General features: G+C 66.5%; 18 protein-coding genes. 12 read left to right on the forward strand and 6 right to left on the reverse strand.

Annotated elements, in window-relative coordinates; all coding sequences use genetic code 11:
• Window position 1 precedes the first annotated feature (1 nt).
• Complete coding sequence (locus tag LDH74_RS11725) at window positions 2–2,596, forward strand: DEAD/DEAH box helicase (protein WP_226038912.1); 2,595 nt, start codon at window positions 2–4, stop codon at window positions 2,594–2,596.
• Between the two features lie 50 nt (window positions 2,597–2,646).
• Here the strand turns inward: LDH74_RS11725 and LDH74_RS11730 are convergent, their stop codons facing one another.
• From LDH74_RS11730 to LDH74_RS11745, 4 genes are all read right to left on the reverse strand, one after another.
• Window positions 2,647–3,000 carry a hypothetical protein gene (locus LDH74_RS11730; protein ID WP_226038913.1) on the reverse strand — a complete coding sequence of 118 codons (354 nt, stop codon included), beginning with the start codon at window positions 2,998–3,000 and terminating at the stop codon, window positions 2,647–2,649.
• A 159-nt stretch (window positions 3,001–3,159) separates the two neighbouring features.
• A complete protein-coding gene (locus LDH74_RS11735) occupies window positions 3,160–3,588 on the reverse strand; it encodes a hypothetical protein (RefSeq protein WP_226038914.1) in 429 nt (142 codons plus the stop codon).
• 255 nt (window positions 3,589–3,843) lie between these two features.
• The gene (locus tag LDH74_RS11740) at window positions 3,844–4,068 is read right to left on the reverse strand and encodes a hypothetical protein (RefSeq protein ID WP_226038915.1); all 225 of its coding nucleotides are present in this window, start codon (window positions 4,066–4,068) and stop codon (window positions 3,844–3,846) included.
• A 450-nt stretch (window positions 4,069–4,518) separates the two neighbouring features.
• Complete coding sequence (locus LDH74_RS11745) at window positions 4,519–5,481, reverse strand: PGF-CTERM sorting domain-containing protein (RefSeq protein WP_226038916.1); 963 nt, start codon at window positions 5,479–5,481, stop codon at window positions 4,519–4,521.
• 400 nt (window positions 5,482–5,881) lie between these two features.
• On the opposite strand from LDH74_RS11745, the gene LDH74_RS11750 reads away from it, so the two are divergent.
• On the forward strand, window positions 5,882–7,279 hold the full coding sequence (locus LDH74_RS11750) for an APC family permease (protein WP_226038917.1): 1,398 nt from the start codon (window positions 5,882–5,884) through the stop codon (window positions 7,277–7,279).
• A 12-nt stretch (window positions 7,280–7,291) separates the two neighbouring features.
• On the opposite strand, the gene LDH74_RS11755 is transcribed toward LDH74_RS11750, so the two are convergent.
• Window positions 7,292–7,783, reverse strand: coding sequence for an Lrp/AsnC family transcriptional regulator (locus LDH74_RS11755; protein ID WP_226038918.1), 492 nt, complete (start codon window positions 7,781–7,783; stop codon window positions 7,292–7,294).
• Between the two features lie 212 nt (window positions 7,784–7,995).
• Here LDH74_RS11755 and LDH74_RS11760 point away from each other — a divergent pair, with 212 nt between their 5' ends.
• Window positions 7,996–9,330 carry an aspartate aminotransferase family protein gene (locus LDH74_RS11760; RefSeq protein WP_345778525.1) on the forward strand — a complete coding sequence of 445 codons (1,335 nt, stop codon included), beginning with the start codon at window positions 7,996–7,998 and terminating at the stop codon, window positions 9,328–9,330.
• 105 nt (window positions 9,331–9,435) lie between these two features.
• Here the strand turns inward: LDH74_RS11760 and LDH74_RS11765 are convergent, their stop codons facing one another.
• Window positions 9,436–9,630 (reverse strand): hypothetical protein, encoded by a 195-nt coding sequence (locus LDH74_RS11765; protein WP_226038920.1) that lies wholly within the window; start codon window positions 9,628–9,630, stop codon window positions 9,436–9,438.
• A gap of 233 nt (window positions 9,631–9,863) precedes the next feature.
• On the opposite strand from LDH74_RS11765, the gene LDH74_RS11770 reads away from it, so the two are divergent.
• The 9 genes from LDH74_RS11770 to LDH74_RS11810 all read left to right on the forward strand — a co-directional run bounded on the left by LDH74_RS11770 (window position 9,864) and on the right by LDH74_RS11810 (window position 17,141).
• Window positions 9,864–10,220, forward strand: coding sequence for a hypothetical protein (locus tag LDH74_RS11770; RefSeq protein ID WP_226038921.1), 357 nt, complete (start codon window positions 9,864–9,866; stop codon window positions 10,218–10,220).
• A 213-nt stretch (window positions 10,221–10,433) separates the two neighbouring features.
• The gene (locus tag LDH74_RS11775) at window positions 10,434–11,045 is read left to right on the forward strand and encodes a translation initiation factor IF-2 subunit beta (protein ID WP_226038922.1); all 612 of its coding nucleotides are present in this window, start codon (window positions 10,434–10,436) and stop codon (window positions 11,043–11,045) included.
• A gap of 108 nt (window positions 11,046–11,153) precedes the next feature.
• Window positions 11,154–11,795: an HAD family hydrolase gene (locus LDH74_RS11780; RefSeq protein WP_226038923.1), complete on the forward strand. Its 642-nt coding sequence runs from the start codon at window positions 11,154–11,156 to the stop codon at window positions 11,793–11,795.
• Window positions 11,796–11,834: 39 nt separating this feature from the next.
• The gene (cbiB, locus tag LDH74_RS11785) at window positions 11,835–12,872 is read left to right on the forward strand and encodes an adenosylcobinamide-phosphate synthase CbiB (protein ID WP_226038924.1); all 1,038 of its coding nucleotides are present in this window, start codon (window positions 11,835–11,837) and stop codon (window positions 12,870–12,872) included.
• The gene (gene cobS, locus LDH74_RS11790; RefSeq protein WP_226038925.1) at window positions 12,863–13,642 is read left to right on the forward strand and encodes an adenosylcobinamide-GDP ribazoletransferase; all 780 of its coding nucleotides are present in this window, start codon (window positions 12,863–12,865) and stop codon (window positions 13,640–13,642) included. The genes cbiB and cobS overlap by 10 nt, the downstream gene beginning before the upstream one ends.
• Complete coding sequence (locus LDH74_RS11795; RefSeq protein WP_226038926.1) at window positions 13,642–14,235, forward strand: NTP transferase domain-containing protein; 594 nt, start codon at window positions 13,642–13,644, stop codon at window positions 14,233–14,235. The genes cobS and LDH74_RS11795 overlap by 1 nt, the downstream gene beginning before the upstream one ends.
• A 2-nt stretch (window positions 14,236–14,237) precedes the next feature.
• A complete protein-coding gene (gene cobT, locus LDH74_RS11800; protein WP_226038927.1) occupies window positions 14,238–15,293 on the forward strand; it encodes a nicotinate mononucleotide-dependent phosphoribosyltransferase CobT in 1,056 nt (351 codons plus the stop codon).
• Window positions 15,283–16,341: a threonine-phosphate decarboxylase gene (locus tag LDH74_RS11805; protein WP_226038928.1), complete on the forward strand. Its 1,059-nt coding sequence runs from the start codon at window positions 15,283–15,285 to the stop codon at window positions 16,339–16,341. The genes cobT and LDH74_RS11805 overlap by 11 nt, the downstream gene beginning before the upstream one ends.
• Window positions 16,338–17,141 carry an adenosylcobinamide amidohydrolase gene (locus LDH74_RS11810; RefSeq protein WP_226038929.1) on the forward strand — a complete coding sequence of 268 codons (804 nt, stop codon included), beginning with the start codon at window positions 16,338–16,340 and terminating at the stop codon, window positions 17,139–17,141. Before LDH74_RS11805 ends, LDH74_RS11810 begins: the two co-directional genes overlap by 4 nt.
• Window positions 17,142–17,145 lie beyond the last annotated feature (4 nt).

Raw genomic sequence — 17,145 nt, forward strand, 5'->3', positions numbered from 1 at the left:
TATGCCAACTGACGACACCGGAAACCTGACGGACGGGGAGGACAGCACCGGAGCGGACGGCCTCGCGCTGACCGGAACGGAGCTACGCGACACCTTTCCGTCGCGTCGCTACCACGGACAGCTTCACGAACGGTTCACGCTGCCGGCCGAACCGGCCAGTCACGTTCCGGCCCGCGAGGTGTTGCCCGCCGACCTCGCGGCGACGCTCGCGGTCGACCCCTGGAGCCACCAGGCCGAAGCGCTCGAGGCGCTGTCCGACGGCGAGAACGTCTGCGTCGCGACCTCGACGTCTTCCGGGAAGACCTACGTCTACGGATTGCACGTCGCGCGACGCTTCCGGGAAAATTCGGACGTGCGCGCGTTACTCGTTTATCCGACGAAGGCGCTCAGCCGCGACCAGGAACGGGAACTCAACGATCTCTTCGATTCGCTCGGGCTGGACGTCACGGTCGGCGTCTACGACGGCGACACGAAACGCGAGGAGAAGGCCCGCATCCGCGAGGAGGCGAACGTCGTCATCACGAACTTCGCCGGACTGAACCAGTACCTCGAGGGGCACCACCGCTGGGCCGCGTTCCACGCGGAGTGCGAACTGATCGTGATCGACGAGGCACACTCGTGGACGGGAATCAGCGGGATGCACGCCGCCTGGATCCTTCGGCGAGCCCGGCGGCTGATCGACTGGTACGGCGGCGACCCGCAGTACGTGCTGACGACCGCGACGATCGGCAACCCGGCCGAACACGCCCGCGCGCTGACCGGGGAGCCGGCGACGGTGATCGACGAGGACGGCTCGCCCAGCGGTCGCCGCCACCTCGCGTTCTGGGATCCGCCGACGGACGGCGGTGGAAGCGAGTACGAAGGTGGGAACGATGGCGGTGACGGTGAGAAGGACGGCGACAGTAACGGGGAAAGCGACGGTAACGGTGACAGCGGTGATAGTGATAACGGGTGGTCGCCGAGCAAACGCCCCGCCACAGTCGAGGCTCCCGAAGTCTGGGCGCACTGCTGCTATCACGGCGTTCCGTCGCTGTTGTTCTGTGACTCCCGCAAACAGACCGAACTGGCTGTCGGACGCGCGGGGGAGTACCTCGAGAATCCCACCTTGCCCTATCGGGGCAGCGCCGACCTCGCGGCGTACAACGCGGGTCACGGAAAGCGGTCCCGGCGACGTACCGAGAACCGGCTCAAAAACGGGGATCTCGACGGCGTCGCGACGACCAGCGCGCTCGAGGTCGGCATCGACGTCGGCGGGATCGACGGCACGATCCTCATGGGGTATCCCGGCTCCCGGCAGTCGTTCTGGCAGCGCCTCGGCCGTTCGGGGCGCGACGAGCGCGAGGCGCTCTCTGTGTTCGTCCCCAGTCACGCGACGCTCGACCAGTACATCCTGCGCCATCCGGAGTACCTCCTCGAGGAGGAGCCCGAGAGCGCGGTCGTCGACCTCGCGAACAACCCGGTCTACCTCCAGCACCTGCGCTGTGCCGCCCAGGAGTTCCCGCTACGCCGCGAGGACGCGGACCGCTTCGGCGGGATCGAGCGACTGGAACGAGCAGTCGAGTACGGCCGACGGACGGGGGATTTCGAGGGCTCGCTCGCGGGCGGGGTTACCTACGCCCACCGCGATCGGCCACAGAGTGAGATCAATCTGTACGCCTCCGGCGGGAACGCCTTCGAGGTCCGGCTGGCCGGCGAGGAGACCATCGGCCATCAGCCGATCGGCAAAGCGCGCGCGTATCGGGACTACCACGAGGGCGCGACGGTGCTGTATCGGGGCGACCAGTACGAGGTCGTCGAACTGCAGGAGGATCGCCCCCAGCCGTCCGTCACGCTCGAGCCGGTCGACGTGGACTACTACACCCAGTCCCAGCGCCGGACGACGATCTACGACACCGAGGTCCGCGAGTCGCGCGACGTCGGGCCCTTCCGGCTCAACTGGGGGTACGGAACGGTCACAGTTCACCACGATACCTTCACAAAACGGGAGATCGGGACCGGCGACGTTCTCGCGACGGGGCTCGAGACCGGCGTCCCGCCCCTGGAGATGCGAACGCAACTGTGCTGGGCCGAAGTTCCCGACGACATCGAACGGGCGGTGACGGGCGCTCACAGCGAGTATCACAACGACGAGTGCGAGGAGCTGCCGCCGCGACTCCACGGCTACCTCGGTGGGATCCACGCCATCGAGCACGCGATGATCGCCGTCGCGCCGCTCGAGTTGACCGTCGACGCCGCGGATCTCGGCGGGCTCGCGACCAATCGTCTCCCCGACGGGACCGGCGCGAGCGGCTGGTTTATCTACGACGGCGTCGAGGGCGGGTTGGGCTTTTCCCGGCGCATCTACGAGGAGTACGAGGCGGTCGCCAGCCGGGCGCGCGACCTGATGACCGACTGCCCGTGCGGGCGCGACGAGGGCTGTCCCGCCTGTCTCATGGACGATCGCTGTGGCAACGACAACCGGCCGCTGTACGCGCCCGCGGCGACGGACGTGATCGACGCGCTGCTCGGCGATACTGACCCGGACGCCCTGTGCTCGAGACTGAAAACCGATCTCGACGAAGGGACAGAGCGTCGACCGCCCGCGTCGATCTCGTAGCCGCTGTGAGAAATCTGTCGTCTGAGCGTGCCGAGAGACTGACCCCGACGCTACGTTTCGGACTCGAGTTCGCTCGGATCGAGCGCCCCCTCGAGATACCGTTCGCCCAGCTCTGAGACCTCGTAGACGCCGGGCATGCGTTTCGTCAGGAGACCGTACTTGGTCATCTCGCGGCACCGATAGGCCGCGTATCTGGCCGGGGCGATCCCCTCGTCGTCGATCTGGTTCGGTTCGAAGGCGTCTTCGGACTGGAGGAACTCGAGGATCGGCTTATCCGCGGGTTCCATCCACTCGGCGTCCGTTTCTGCTTCCGTCTCTTCGTCCGCGTCTGCGTTCGTTTCGTTCTCGCGGTCGTCGGCATCGGCCGATGACTCCCCCGGATCGTCCGTCGTCGAATCGTCCATGGATGGGAAGACTCCCTCCGTGGGGGAATGTGTTTCCCCATCGCTCGAGGTCCGTCGCGCGATCGGCGGCTTCGTCACCGGGACGGAACGTCCGCGAACGACTCGGCCCCCCGTTGAGTGAGAGGGACGAAAGTGGCTGTCCGGGCTCGCCGCTGGTCGTTACTCCTCCGGGACGGCGTAATCGACGTGAACGTTCGGGATCGTCGCCGGTTCGTGCCCCGTGATTCCGCGATCGACGAACGTGACGTCGGTCAGGTCGCCGGTAAATCGGAACGTCACCGTTCCGCTCTCGATCGTCCCTTCGACGGTGGTACCCGAGAGGACGGTCACGTTCGCTCCCCGTTCCTCGTCGGCCAGCTCGATCGCGCCGTCGACGGTGAGTTCGAAACTCGAGGGCGTCCCCTGTCCGATGATCGTCAGCACGTTCGGCCGGTCACCGTTTGCGTCGGTCGTGTTCGACGTCGATCTCGTCGCCGCGATGGTCGCCGTCGCCGGCGTCTCGGTCTGGATCGGTGTACTGCCACGGTCCGTCGGTTCCACGGCGACACGACCATCGTCGCGATTTCCCGTTGCGTTTTCGCGTTCCATATGGTGGACAGAGTCGAGTATGACTGTATAAACCTTCTCACTGAACTAACGGTAGGAACTTGCGAAATATAACCACACAGGCCAGATTTCGTCGGAATTTTGCGCGTTCGTATCGGGATGTTATACCGTTTCTCTGGTCGATGATTCCGCGGCGATTGCCGATATGAGACGCGGGGCCACTCCGAGATAACCGAGGTGGTCGAATGACGGTCTCTCTTACCCGCTCGACCGCACTCGAGTCGGAGGGATCCGTGGTCAGTCGTCCTCGAGGAGTCCGAGGTCGGTCGCGGCCAGATTCGCGATCTGATCGGCGATGTCGGGATCGACCGCGGCGACGTCGTCGCCGTCGTGGAGTTGCTCGTTGTGTCGGTCGATGGCGTCGGCGAGCTTCGACAGGGGGACACGGGATGTCGTGTCGCAGTCGGGACAGACGACCGGGACGCGCGGGGTCTCTTCGTCCGACTCGCTTGTGTTCGTCATTTGTCGTGTGTCTCGCGCCGATCGTCAAAGCCTCATTGGTTCGCTTCCCGTCCGACGCAGTCGTGTATCGACTCGTTCCGCCGTTGACAGCTCGTCGATAGGAGTTTTTCTCTGGCATGGTATACCAACACAAATGTCGCGACTGACCCGGTCTATCGGTTCGTTTTCGTCGCTTCCCGGTGTCGTTGGCCAGCAGCCTTATACCAATTGAGGCGAACGATCTGATAGACGGGGGGTACGACAGTCTGTCACCGGATCATCCCGCTCGATTTGGTCACCCCGTCACGACGTGCGAGGAACTCCATGGTTCCCGGCTACATCCGTAGCCGTTCCCTGTCTTTCTCTGCGCCATCGTTTTTGTAACTGAGAGGGAGACTATCCGCTGTCACTCTCCGCGGTGAACGTGTCGAGAGCGAATCCGATTGATTCGGATGTGTTTCCGATACAACCTCACCCTCGGTGTCGAGCGAGAGCGGCGACCGACAGCGCGACGACGGCCGCGAGTACGCCGAACCCGGGCATCTCGTCGTCTCCTTCGTCCTCATTGGACTGCGTGTCGGCTCCCTGTTGGGAGTCATTCGACTCCTTCGGGTCGTTCTTCGTCGGATCGGTGCTGTTCGACCCGCCGGGCTCGAGCCGTTCGTCGGCCGGTGCGTCGAGTTGCAGGACGACGACGACCTGTCCGTGTGAGGCATCGGTTTCGTAGGTCCAGCCGCCGCCGGCGTCAGCGTACGGTTCCGCGGCCGCGACCGGGTCGATGTCCGTGTCCCAGCCGTCCCCTTCGGGAACCTGCTGGATGTAGCCGGCCACGTCGATCCGGTCGGCGTGTTCGCCGGTGATCTGCGCCTCGCCGTATTCGACGGTCGCGTCCTCCGGGAGGCCGTGCAGTTCGATGCAGTGGGAGTCCATGTAGCCGTCGCCCTGCGCGATGTCCGGGCTCGTCCCGAACTGGTCGGCGTCGAGCGGCCGTTCGTAGTTGTCCGTCATGGGGAAGTCGACGGTCATCGGGTCGGCGTGGGAGTGCCAGCTCGTCACGTCGTTCGTCGGAATCGTCACGGACGTGTTCGGAACCGACTCGCCGACCACCGGATCGCCGTTTTCATTGACCAGCGTAACGCAGACCTTCCCGGAGCCGTCACCGAGGTACGGACTGCGGTACTCGTCGCGCGGGTTCTCGTAACTGACCCAGCTCCCGTCGCTCGCCGCCGCCTCGAAGTAGGGATCGCCCGGCTCCGGCGCGGGTTCGACGTGCGCTTCCTCCGAGACGTTCCCGTTCGAACCTTGGGCGACGGTGCCCGCGCCCACTGCACCCGTCGCGACGAGACTGGCGATCACGACCAGTCCGAGGCCGAGAGCGAGAAGTCCGCGTCGCCCGCCCGGGATCGGCCCTCGAGGTCCTAGTAGCCCGGCCATGGTTACTCCCCGTACCCGGGTTGGGCTGTCGAGACACCGTTCGTGTGACTATTCCGCGACGATGACTGTCGTCCGAAAGTACTGGTCATCGAACGTGGGTACCGGGTTCCCCGTTCTATATATGAGCAGCGTACTCTCGAGGTAGCTGGTCGCTACCTCTAGTAGGCGGTCGTTTCGATCCCTGTGCCGCGCATAAAGGCACCTGCTACTGGGCGGCTATGGGTTCGCCCGTTCGGAGCGGTTCTCGCTCGGCATCATCGCAGTGACGCAGCCGTGTCGTACCGAATCATCGACCACGACAATACTCGGACACAGTTCAGTAGAAGCAAAGAGAAATGTACACTGTCCAGAAGATTGGGACTTAGTTAAATTTAACACCCACTATATAGCAGCATGTGGTATGGCAGAAGATACCAGAAAGTTTGAGCGGATCCTGACGAAGAAGGACCTCTTCGTGCTCGCATTCGGTGCAATGATCGGCTGGGGGTGGATCATCCAGACGGGGTTCTGGATCGACGAAGCCGGCGTGGCCGGCTCGGTTCTCGGATTCGTCGTCGGGGCGATCATGGTCTGCATCGTCGGCCTGATTTACGGCGAACTCGCCTCCGCGTTGCCGTTCGTCGGCGGAGAGCACGTGTACAGCCTTCGGGCGCTCGGCCCGGTCGGATCGTTCGTGTGTACGTGGTCGCTCGTTCTCGGATACGTCGGCGTCGTCGTGTTCGAAGTTATCGCACTGCCGTCCGCGCTGGCGTACATCGTTCCGGGGTTTAACGTACTCGAGCTCTGGTCGGTGGCCGGCGAACCGGTGTATGCGTCCTGGATTCTGGTCGGGGGTATCGGTGCGATCGTGATGACGGCGCTCAACTATCGCGGTGTGAAACCCGCAGCCCAGTTCCAGACGATACTGACGCTCGTCATCGCACTGGCCGGAATCATGCTCGCCGTCGGGGCCGTTCTGAACGGCCAGTCGCAGCCGAACCCGCCGCTGTCCGACGTCGGTGCGACGGGGGTAGCCACGGTCGCGATCATGACGCCGTTCATGTTCGTGGGATTCGACGTCATTCCGCAATCCGCCGAGGAAGCGGACGTGTCTCCCCGTCTCATCGGCCTTCTCATCCCGTTCTCCGTCACGTTGGCCGCCCTATTTTACATCGGCGTCATCTGGGCGTCCGGACAGGCGATGCCCGGCTCCGTACTCGTCGAGAGCCCGCTGCCCGCCGCCGCAGCGATGGAGACGATCTTCGACAGCCAATTTATCGGCCGCATTATGGCCCTGGCGGGAATTGCGGGCGTCCTTACGAGCTGGAACTCGTTCCTGCTCGGTGCCAGTCGCGCGGTCTTCGCACTCGCGGACTCCGGGATGATTCCGAAGCGAATCAGCACGATTCACCCCGAGTACAACACGCCGTCGACGGCCGTCGTCCTCATCGGCGGACTCTCCATCTTCGCTCCGCTGTTCGGCGAGCAGATGTTGGTCTGGATCGTCAACGCGAGCGGTCTCGGGCTCGTCGTCGCGTGGTTCTTCGTCGTCGTTTCCTTCTTTGTGCTTCGGCGCAACGAACCCGAACTGGATCGACCGCTCAAACTCCCGTTCGGCTACGCGATCGGCGCTGCTGCACTCGTCTTGACGCTCGGATTCATCGGTCTGTACTTGCCCGGCGGCCCGTCGGCGCTCCTGTGGCCCTACGAGTGGCTGATCGTTCTCTGCTGGGCGCTCCTGGGTGTCGTCCTGTACAGCGTCTCGTCGACCGACTCGGAAATCGACGTAGCGGACCTGGAGACGGAGGAACTCGAGTAGTCCCTCGAGCGGTCAGTCGGAGTCCGTTGTGGCCTCTACCAACGTCTCCAACTCGAAGTCGTTCAGTGGATGGGGCTCGTCTTTGACGGTTTCGACGACGAACTGCGAACTCGTTCGGACGACCTCGTCGATCATCTCGTAGTCGCTGATGAGTCGCTGGACCATTTCGCGGTCCGAGAGGTGGGCGATGACGACGAAGTCCGTGTCCCCCATCGTGAAGTACACCTGATTGACCCCCTCGATGGCGGCGAGTTTCTCCCCGACTTCCTCGTGATACTGCTCCTCGTATTCCGCGATGACTTCCGAGATAACCGTGATCTCGAGGCCCAGTTTCTCGAGATCGACATCGAACAGGTCGTCTGTGACGATCCCGTCCTCTTTGAGCTTCGTCAGTCGATAGTGGACGGTCGACTTCGGAATATCGGTGTACTCGGAGATTTCGTCCGGACTGCCGGTCCCCAGATCCGCGACGGCCTGTAGAATGCGGATGTTTCGCTCGTCCATATCTCGCGGAAGGGACCCCGTCAATAAACACCATTCGAATACGGGACCCGAAATCGGCCGAGAGTTGAATTCAGTTCGAGAGTTCGTCGGCGCGTCGACGATCGACACTGCTCGATCGAACTACCCGTGTTCAGAGTCCGAACTACCACATTACTACTGTTCTCTATCCAAAGAAGTATACTTTATTAGAACGTGGTGTGGATTAGGACACCATGTCCGAACAGCAATCCGAATCTCCGGACGGGACTCAGTCAAATTCGAGCGTCGTATCGACGTACGACGAGCACGTGATGCCAATCTGGAAATCACTGAACGTGCCGGTAAAGCGAGCGAGCGGCTGTACGCTCGAGGACTTCGAGGGCAACGAGTACCTCGACGTCTTCTCCGGCATCTCGGTGACGAACGTCGGCCACGGCAACGACGCCGTCGTCGACGCTGCGACGGAGCAACTCGAGGAGTTCGTCCACGGCTGCTCGTACGTCCACCCGAACGAGCCGGTCGCCGACCTCGCCGAGCGGATCGCCGACGTGACGCCGGGCGACCTCCAGAAAAGCTTCTTCTGTAACTCCGGGACTGAAGCCGTCGAGGGGGCCGTCAAACTCGCGCGGAAGTACACCGGCTCGAAGGAAGTCATCGCCCTCGAGATGGGGTTTCACGGCCGCACCCTCGGCAGTCTGGCGCTGACGGGGAACAAGGCCTACAAGCAGGGGATGGCCCCGACGCTCAACGACGTCGCCCACACCGCGCCGCCGTACGGCTACCGCTGTCCGCGCTGTGACGGCGACCAGTGCGAGGCCAGTTGTGCCGAGGAACTCGAGCGGATCATCGGCTCGCACACCAGCGGGGACCTCGCGGCGGTCGTCGTCGAGCCCGTCATGGGCGAGGCCGGGATCGTCGTTCCACCGGCGGGGTGGCTCGAGCGAGTCCAGGAGATCACCCACGACCACGGCGCACTGCTCATCGCCGACGAGGTCCAGACCGGCTACGGTCGAACCGGAGAGCTGTTCGCGAGTAGCCACTTCGACGTCGAGCCCGACATCCTGACGCAGGCGAAGGGGATCGCGAACGGACTGCCACTGGGCGCGTTCACCGCCTCCGAAGAAATCGCGGACGCCTTCGAGTCCGGCGACCACCTCTCGACGTTCGGCGGCAACCCCGTCGCCTGCGCCGCCGCGCTGGCGACGATCGACGAACTGCAGGACGGCATCGTCGACAACGCTCGCGAGCAGGGACAGTGGCTCGAGTCCGAACTCGCGGCCCTCGAGGACGAGTACGAAGCCGTCGGGCAGGCGCGAGGCCTCGGACTGATGCGCGGCATCGAGCTCGTGGAACCGGGAACGGAAGGGCCGCAGAACGTCGCTCCGCGACCGGACAGCGATCTCGCATCGGCCGTGAGCGAGCACCTCCGCGAGGAGTCAAACGTCGTGATCGGCGTCGGCGGCTACTACAAGAACGTCATGCGATTCCAGCCGCCGCTTTCGATCTCGCGCGACCAGCTCGAGTACGCCGTCGACGAGCTTCGGACGGCCCTCGAGACGACCGCCTGAGGAGATGGTTGCTTCGGGAGGTGGTCGACTGAGAAGTCCGCTACGATCGTCTCGAAAGCACCGTTGGTGACCGCCGCTTCCTGCCAGTTCGTCCCGTTGCGGACCTTATTCGTCGCTCTCCTCGAACGAGAAATCCGAGAACGAATCGTCGACGGCGGTGAACTCCGTTCCGCCGCACCGACACCCGTCCCTGCGACCGATCGGGCGAATCTTGTCCTCGGACAGCTCGAGTGCCGCGTAGAGCGACCCGCACTGTTCGCACGCGGCAATCGTTCGTCGATTGTCGTCGCGTTCGGCCATATCGTCACTGTCACGTCGTGAAACGGAACACAAGTATCCGCCGTGAAGACTCGAGCGACATCGTGGTCGTTACTTCAATCGAAACAACATCGATCGCACGCTCGACCGAGCGGTCGTCCCGGAGTTCGCGGCAACGAATCGACGGCGGAAGCGACTGCGATCGACGGCCGTCCGCCCTAGGCCCCGCGAGCGCCGGCCGGCCGCTTTTCCGACGGGTCGGGGAACCACCACCTATGAGCGACGACGGACCGAACCGAGACCGGGCGCAGGACCGCGCCGAACAACGCAAATCCGAGCGGGCCGACCACACGGAATCGATTCTCGAGGACGTCGAACGCCATCTCGGTGAGATGGAGTATCCAGTGACCAGCGAGGAGCTCGCCTCGGAGTACGCCGACCAGCCGATCGACATGCCCAACGAGACCGAGTCGCTGGGCAGCGTCTTCGACCGGCTGGCCGACGAGCAGTACGACTCTCCGGAGGCGGTCCGCGAAGCTGCCTACGGCGAACTCACCGGCGAAGCCGGGGACCCCAACGAGGCCAACGCCGAACGGGACCTCGACGAACTGAACGAGGAGAAACAGGGGTAGCTCGACGAAAGCCGGCAGCACGTACTGAGTCAGCGAGGTCCCACCGCATCGATCCCGTCCCACTACTGTTGCCGCTGAAACGACTCATACCCCGATCGCAGAGCCGACGTGCGATCGGGTGTGCAATGACTTTCAGTGGCTACGATATTGCCGAGCCACCGGGGGGATCGTGATAGCAGAACGGATTTACGTTCCCAACACCTGTTCTCGCGTATGGATTACGAAGCGAGTCTCGACCGAGCGATGGAGGACGTCCCCGATATCGGGGGCGACGAAGAGCGGCTACAGATTCCCGACCCGCAGCCCCAGAAGGACGGTGCGTTTACGCGCGTCACGAATCTCGACGAGATCGCCGACGTGCTCTCGCGGGACACGGAACATCTCCACCGGTTCATCCAGCGCGAACTGGGGACCAGCGGCAAACTCGAGGACGGTCGCGGCCGGTACAACGGCACCTTCTCGCAGACGGACCTCAGTGCGGCGATCGACGCCTACGTCGACGAGTACGTCCTCTGTTCGGAGTGTGGCCTGCCGGACACGCGCCTCGTCCGCGAGGACCGGACGCCGATGTTGCGCTGTGACGCCTGCGGTGCGTTCCGACCGGTCACCAAGCGCTCGACCAGCAGCCAGCAGCAACAACAGCAAGACGCCGTCGAGGAGGGCCAGACCTACACGGTCGAAATCACCGGGACGGGCCGCAAGGGCGACGGTGTCGCGGAGAAGGGGAGCTACACGATCTTCGTCCCCGGTGCCGAAGAGGGCGACGTCGTGGAGATCTATATCAAGAACATCTCGGGCAACCTCGCGTTCGCCCGACTCGACTGAGACGGATCCGAGTCCGCGCTCGTTCGGCTCGAGCGGTCTACTGCGCGACGTACCGCCCTGCACCGTCGGATCGAGGAATTAAAGTCAGCTTGTTCTAGTCACAGTTCTATGGAAGTATCGTTCGACCTCTTCGGGACGCTCGTGACCGCCGACCGGCCGGACGATCCGGCCGCAGCCGTCGCGACCGAACTCGCCAAGCGGGACGTGGCGGTACCTGACGACTGGGGCGACGCCTACGCGGAGCCACACGTCGACGCGCCCGACGGCGCTGAAGTACCGCTTCCGGCCCACGTCTCCCGCGCGCTCGCGAGTCGCGGCGTCGAGTACGAGCACAACGCGGCCAGACGCGCGGTCGTCGCCGCGTTCGATCCAGTTGTCGAAACCAGATCGGGGGCGCTCGAGGCGGTCGACGCCGCCCGCGAGCGGGGACCGGTCGCGATCTGTTCGAACTGCAGCGTCCCGGAGCTGGTCGGGCGGACGCTCGTCAGATCCGACTTCGAACGCGACGATTTCGACGCGATCGTGACGAGCGTCGGCTGCGGCTGGCGCAAGCCCGCCCCGGAAATCTTCGAACTGACGGCCGACGAACTCGGCGTCGCCCCCGCGGATCTGATCCACGTCGGCGACGATCCGGAGGCCGACGGCGGGATCGAGGCCGTCGGCGGAACGGCGCTAGTGCTCGAGGGGCGATCGCTCGCGGACGTGCCGGCGCGACTGGCAACGGTCGCCGAACGCAGCAGTCATGACTGAGCAGTCACATTCTGCTGGCAGCACGGAGGGGACCGCGACGTGCTGACGACGCTTTCGGTCATCGGGCTGGCGTTCAGCCTCGATCTCCTGCTCGGCGAGCCGCCGACCGCCGCCCATCCGGTGGCGTGGTTCGGCCGGCTCGTCGATGCCCTCGACCGGAAGTGGAGCGAGACCGAGCGCGGCCAACGGCTGGCCGGCATCGCGCTCGCCGTCCTCGCCCCCCTCGTTCCCGCCGGCATCGCCGCCGGTGTCGTCCTCGCGGCGACGACGGTTCATCCGCTAGCTGGCGGGATCACCGCCGCGCTCCTCCTCTTCCTGACGACCAGCCTGCGCTCGTTGCTCGAGCTCACCGCGGACGTCGTCGCGGCCACCGAGAGCGACCTCGAGACGGCTCGCGAGCGGGTCAGGGGACTCGTCGGCCGGGACGCGTCGACCCTCTCTGCCGGCGAGCTTCGCAGTGCAGCCGTCGAGAGCGCGGCCGAGAACCTCGCAGACGGGGTCGTCGCGACCCTCCTTCCCTTCGCAGTACTCGCACCGGTGTCGCTCCCGGCCGCCGCGGCGGTCGCCGCGTGGGTCAAGGGCGTCAACACGCTGGATTCGATGCTCGGCTACCCCTCGAAAGCGGTCGGCACCGGAAGCGCGCGGCTGGATGACCTCGTCATGTACCTACCCGCCCGGATCGCGGCCGGCGCGATCGCTGTGGCCGCGGCCGATCCGGTCGCGATCACCCGCGCCCGGCAGTGGGCGCGGGTCCCGCCGTCGCCGAACTCCGGCTGGCCGATGGCGACGCTCGCCTGCGCGCTCTCCGTTCGGCTCGAGAAGCCGGACGTCTACGTGCTCAATCCCGATGCCGACCTCCCGACGCTGGCGGACGGCGAGCGAGCCGTCTCAGTCGTCGGGCGGGCGGCCGTCGTCGCGGTCGTCGTCGCCGTGGCACTCGCCGTGCTCGTTTCGGAATTCCCCGGGCTCGAGTCCGCCCGCGGATCTGTCGGCGAGCTCGTCCTTGCGGTGATCGGCGGGCCGGATCGCGACCCAGTCTTGCGACGGATCGCGGAGGTGAGCGCGAAATGGCGGTGACCGGTCGCTGGATCGGTGCCGTTCGCGGTGCGCTCGGATTTCTGACGCGGCTCCCGGTCGGCTACCGTGACGGCGACTGGGACGCGTTCCGAGCGACGCCGGCGGCGTTTCCGATCGTCGGTCTCGTGACGGGTTCGATAGCGGCGATCCCGCTACTTGCTGCGGGAACGCTCGCAGCCCCGTCCGTCGCGCTGGGATACCTGCTGTCGGTGTACGCCGTGACGGGGATCCACCACCTCGACGGCGTCGCCGACCTGGGCGACGCACTGGTCGTCCACGGCGACCTCGAACGGCGGCGAGAGGTGCTGAAGGACACGACAACAGGCGTGGGCGCGCTACTGGCGGTCGCGATCACCGTCGCCGCGCTGGCGCTCGGCGGCCTCGGTCTGGCTGGTCTCCCCGTCCGCGCGGCGGTCGGCGTCGCGATCGGCGCGGAAGTCGGAACGAAACTCGGGATGGTCGCGATGGCCTGTTTCGGCCGCGCGGCGTCCGACGGGATGGGCAAGCGGTTCACCGACGCGGCCACGCCTGCGTCGTTCCTGCTGCCCGCAGCGGTCGCCATCGCCGCGGCCGCCGGTATCGGGACCGCTCTGGGTCGGCCCCTCCCCGTCGCGGTCGCGCTCACCGGTTCCTCCGCCGGGATCGGAGTCCCGTGGTACTGGGCCGACCGCCATCTCGGGGGGATCAACGGCGATATCTTCGGCGCGGCCAACGAGATCGGTCGCGTCGCCGGCGTCCACCTGGGGGTGATCGCGTGGACGCTGTCGTGATGTGCGGCGGGAAGGGTACCCGCCTCGAGAGTCCCCACGAGAAGCCGCTGTACCCGATCGAGGGGACGGCGATGGTCGATCTCGTGCTGGCCGGACTCCGGGGGAGCGAAATCGAGACGATCTACGCCGCGGTCTCGCCGAACGCGCCGGAGACGCGGGCCCACCTCGAGGAACACGATGCCGTGACGACGATCGAGACGGCCGGCGACGGCTACGTGGCCGACCTGATGGCCCTCCTCGAGCGGCCCGACCTCGCGCCACCGGTTCTGACCGTCGCCGCGGACCTGCCGCTGCTCGAGGGGCCGGTTGTCGACCGGATACTTGCGGCGCACGGCGACAGCGACGCCTCGCGGACCGTCTGCGTTCCCGCGGCGCTCAAACGGCGCCTCGGGGCCAGTATCGACGCGCGACTCGAGCCCGACGACCACCTCGCGCCGACCGGGGTCAACGTCGTCGGCACGACGGACGAATCCACGACTACGACTATGACCGACGTACGCTACGATCCACGACTGGCGGTGAACGTGAACCGACTCGAAGACGCCCGCGTCGCGGCCGACCGGCTGCAGCGCCGATCCGCGGAGGGGCGCTAACGATGCGGCTCCTCCTCCCTGCCGGAACGACCGAAACGGCGCTGATCGACGGCATCAGCGCCGCCGGGGCTGCCCCGGAGCTGATGGAACACACGCCCTCGGCGGACGTCGAAATCCTCGAGTACGGGGAGCCGGTCATGTCGCCGGTAACGCCCGTGAGTCCGAACGGCTGTCCCACACCCGCCGCCGTGACCCGGGCGGTTCGGGAGGTCGTCGACTTCGACGTGTCGGTGATCGACGCGGGACTCACCCAGTCGACGGCCGCGCCGACGGTCGACCTCGACGCGGGGCCCGGCGACGACATCCGCGAATCGGTGGCCGTGCCGGACGCGACGGCCGTCTTCGACCGCGCGTACGACTACGGCGCGAGCCTGCCGGACGACCGGCTCGTGATCGGCGAGACGGTCCCCGGCGGGACGACGACCGCGCTCGGGGTTCTCACCGCGCTCGGCGAACCCGCCGGCGTCTCCTCCTCGCTGCCCGAGAACCCGATCGAACGCAAGCGCCGCGTGGTCGACGAGGCGCTGGCCGCGAGCAACCTCGAGCCGGGCGAGTGCGACGGTGCGCCGCTCGAGGCGATCGAAGCCGTGGGGGATCCCGTCCAACCGACGGTGGCCGGGATCGCAGCCGGCGCGCTCGAGGCCGGCGCTGACGTGACGCTGGCCGGCGGGACCCAGATGGTCGCCGTTGCAGCCCTGTTGCGCCACGCCGGGATCGACGCGCCGCTGTCGATCGCGACCACTTCCTTCGTGGCCGACGAGCAGGGGAGTCGACTCGCGGACGCCTGCGAGCGCTTCGACTGCGAGCTCACCGTCACCGATCCCGGCTTCGACGAGCGCGATCACGTCGCGATGGCGCGCTACTGCGCCGGCGAGGCCAAGGAGGGCGTCGCAATGGGCGGCGCGCTCTCGCTCGTCCCCGAGGGCCGGATGGGCGAGGTCAGGGACCGGCTCGAGGCGGTCTGTGCTCGGTTGGGGATCGAGAGCGACGGCGGTGAATCGGGTGCCGAAAACGACGACGCCGGGAGCGAGCCTGCAGCGGGGAACCGTGGACCCTGATTCGATCCGAACCGGGAAGCGGGTCCCTCACGGCGGCGAATCCGACCGCGACCTGCTGGATTTCTCGGCCAACACCAACCCGCGTACCCCCGACGGCGTCGCGGACGTGTACGCCGACGCGCTCGAGGAGTCCCGCCGCTATCCGGACGACGACTATCCGGAGTTCCGGGCCGCCGCGGCGGCGTTCGTCGGCTGCGAACCGGACCGGGTAATTCCTACTCCGGGCGGGCTCGCCGCGATCCGACTGGCGATGGAAGTCACGCTCGAACCGGGCGACGAGGCGCTGGTTCCCTATCCGAGCTTCGGCGAGTACGCCCGCGAAGTCGAGCTACAGGGAGCGACACCGCGGTTCGTTCGCTACGACGAGCTGTGCGAGATCGGACCGACCGTGCTCGAGGCGTCTGCGCTCGCGGTGATCTGTACCCCGAACAATCCCACCGGGGACGCGATCGATTCGGACGCGCTCGAGGCGTTCGCAGCCCGCTGTGCGGACGCCGGCACGACGCTCCTGATCGACGAGGCCTTCCTCGGCTTCACCGACCGCTCGTCGGCCGCCGAACTCGAGCGGGAGAACGTCGTCGTCGCCCGCTCGCTCACCAAACTGTTCGGCCTCCCGGGACTCCGCGCCGGCTTCGCCGTCGCGAGCGGCGAACAGCGGGACGCGCTCGCGACCGCCCGTCGCACGTGGTCGCTCGGGACGCCGGCCGCTCGAGTCGGGGCGCACTGCCTGCGGCGGGACGAGTTCGTTCGCGACACGCGCGAACGCGTCGCCGGCGAGCGCGAGCGGATGCGCGAGGCGCTCGAGCGGCGGTTCGAGGTCCACGAATCGGTCGCCCCGTACCTCCTCTGTGACGTGGGGGATCGGGACGCATCGGCCGTGATCGACGACGCGCGAGCGGCCGGCGTGACGATCCGCGACGCGACGACCTTCCGCGCGCTCGACTCCCATATCCGGGTCGCGGTCAAGCACCGCGCGGCGAACGACCGACTGCTCGCGGCGCTCGGCGTTCGCGATGACGAAGACGACAGCCGCGAAACCGAGCGATGACTGCGACGGACGCGGACTACGACGCGATCCGACGGGACGGCGTCCTCCGGGTCACTCGACCGGAGACCGAGTGGCTCTCGACCGGCTGGAACGGGGGCCGCTGTACGGCAGACTGCGCGTACAACGTCTCGGTCCCCGAGGGCTGGGAGCGGACCGATCTCGAGGCGTACGTCGACGAGCGCCTCGAGCGCGCGGGATTCGAGCCGACTGCCGCGGACACGGCCGGACCGGCCCTGCTGACCGGCGTCGACATCGCGGACGCTCGCGGCGCTCGCCGGGGTCCGGTGACGGCCTACGCGACCGCCGGAATTTCGAATCCCGCCGCACTGCCGATGGAGCCCGATCGCGTCGATACGAACGATCTCGACGGGCCGGCGACGGACGAATCGGTGCTCGAGCAGGGCCGGGGAACCGTCAACGTCATCGTCGGGACGACGCGGGCCCTTGCGCCGGGCGCGCTGGCGAACCTGATCGCGGTCGCCGCGGAAGCCAAGGCCGCGACGCTGCTCGCCGAAACCGGCTTTCCGGGCACGACGACGGACGCGGTCATCGTCGGCCACGATCCGTCGGGGTCGCCGGCGGCGTTTTCGGGCAGCGGCACCGAGGTCGGCGCGGCGACTCGCGCGTGCGTCCGCGACGCGATTCGGGCGTCGCTGCGCGTTCACTACGCGGACAGCGACGTCTCCCTCCCGGAATCAGTCGCGGACGCGGCGTACGGCGTTTCGACGGACGATCGCGCCGAGGTTTTTCAGCCGGCGCTCGAGCCAGAAGCCGACGACGATCGCGTTTCGAGGGAGTGACTCG

Origin of the sequence: Natrinema sp. DC36 (assembly GCF_020405225.1) — an archaeon.
Taxonomy (GTDB): Archaea; Halobacteriota; Halobacteria; order Halobacteriales; family Natrialbaceae; genus Natrinema.

What these genes read in the sequence shown, in the direction of transcription:
- LDH74_RS11810 (WP_226038929.1), top strand. Translation starts at nt 16,338, where the DNA reads ATGACTGCGACGGACGCGGACTACGACGCGATCCGACGGGACGGCGTC.
- LDH74_RS11775 (WP_226038922.1), top strand. Translation starts at nt 10,434, where the DNA reads ATGGATTACGAAGCGAGTCTCGACCGAGCGATGGAGGACGTCCCCGAT.
- LDH74_RS11730 (WP_226038913.1), bottom strand. Translation starts at nt 3,000, where the DNA reads ATGGACGATTCGACGACGGACGATCCGGGGGAGTCATCGGCCGATGCC.
- LDH74_RS11745 (WP_226038916.1), bottom strand. Translation starts at nt 5,481, where the DNA reads ATGGCCGGGCTACTAGGACCTCGAGGGCCGATCCCGGGCGGGCGACGC.
- LDH74_RS11725 (WP_226038912.1), top strand. Translation starts at nt 2, where the DNA reads ATGCCAACTGACGACACCGGAAACCTGACGGACGGGGAGGACAGCACC.
- cobT (WP_226038927.1), top strand. Translation starts at nt 14,238, where the DNA reads ATGCGGCTCCTCCTCCCTGCCGGAACGACCGAAACGGCGCTGATCGAC.
- LDH74_RS11735 (WP_226038914.1), bottom strand. Translation starts at nt 3,588, where the DNA reads ATGGAACGCGAAAACGCAACGGGAAATCGCGACGATGGTCGTGTCGCC.
- LDH74_RS11760 (WP_345778525.1), top strand. Translation starts at nt 7,996, where the DNA reads ATGTCCGAACAGCAATCCGAATCTCCGGACGGGACTCAGTCAAATTCG.
- cobS (WP_226038925.1), top strand. Translation starts at nt 12,863, where the DNA reads ATGGCGGTGACCGGTCGCTGGATCGGTGCCGTTCGCGGTGCGCTCGGA.
- LDH74_RS11755 (WP_226038918.1), bottom strand. Translation starts at nt 7,783, where the DNA reads ATGGACGAGCGAAACATCCGCATTCTACAGGCCGTCGCGGATCTGGGG.
- LDH74_RS11795 (WP_226038926.1), top strand. Translation starts at nt 13,642, where the DNA reads ATGTGCGGCGGGAAGGGTACCCGCCTCGAGAGTCCCCACGAGAAGCCG.
- LDH74_RS11750 (WP_226038917.1), top strand. Translation starts at nt 5,882, where the DNA reads ATGGCAGAAGATACCAGAAAGTTTGAGCGGATCCTGACGAAGAAGGAC.
- LDH74_RS11740 (WP_226038915.1), bottom strand. Translation starts at nt 4,068, where the DNA reads ATGACGAACACAAGCGAGTCGGACGAAGAGACCCCGCGCGTCCCGGTC.
- LDH74_RS11780 (WP_226038923.1), top strand. Translation starts at nt 11,154, where the DNA reads ATGGAAGTATCGTTCGACCTCTTCGGGACGCTCGTGACCGCCGACCGG.
- LDH74_RS11770 (WP_226038921.1), top strand. Translation starts at nt 9,864, where the DNA reads ATGAGCGACGACGGACCGAACCGAGACCGGGCGCAGGACCGCGCCGAA.
- LDH74_RS11765 (WP_226038920.1), bottom strand. Translation starts at nt 9,630, where the DNA reads ATGGCCGAACGCGACGACAATCGACGAACGATTGCCGCGTGCGAACAG.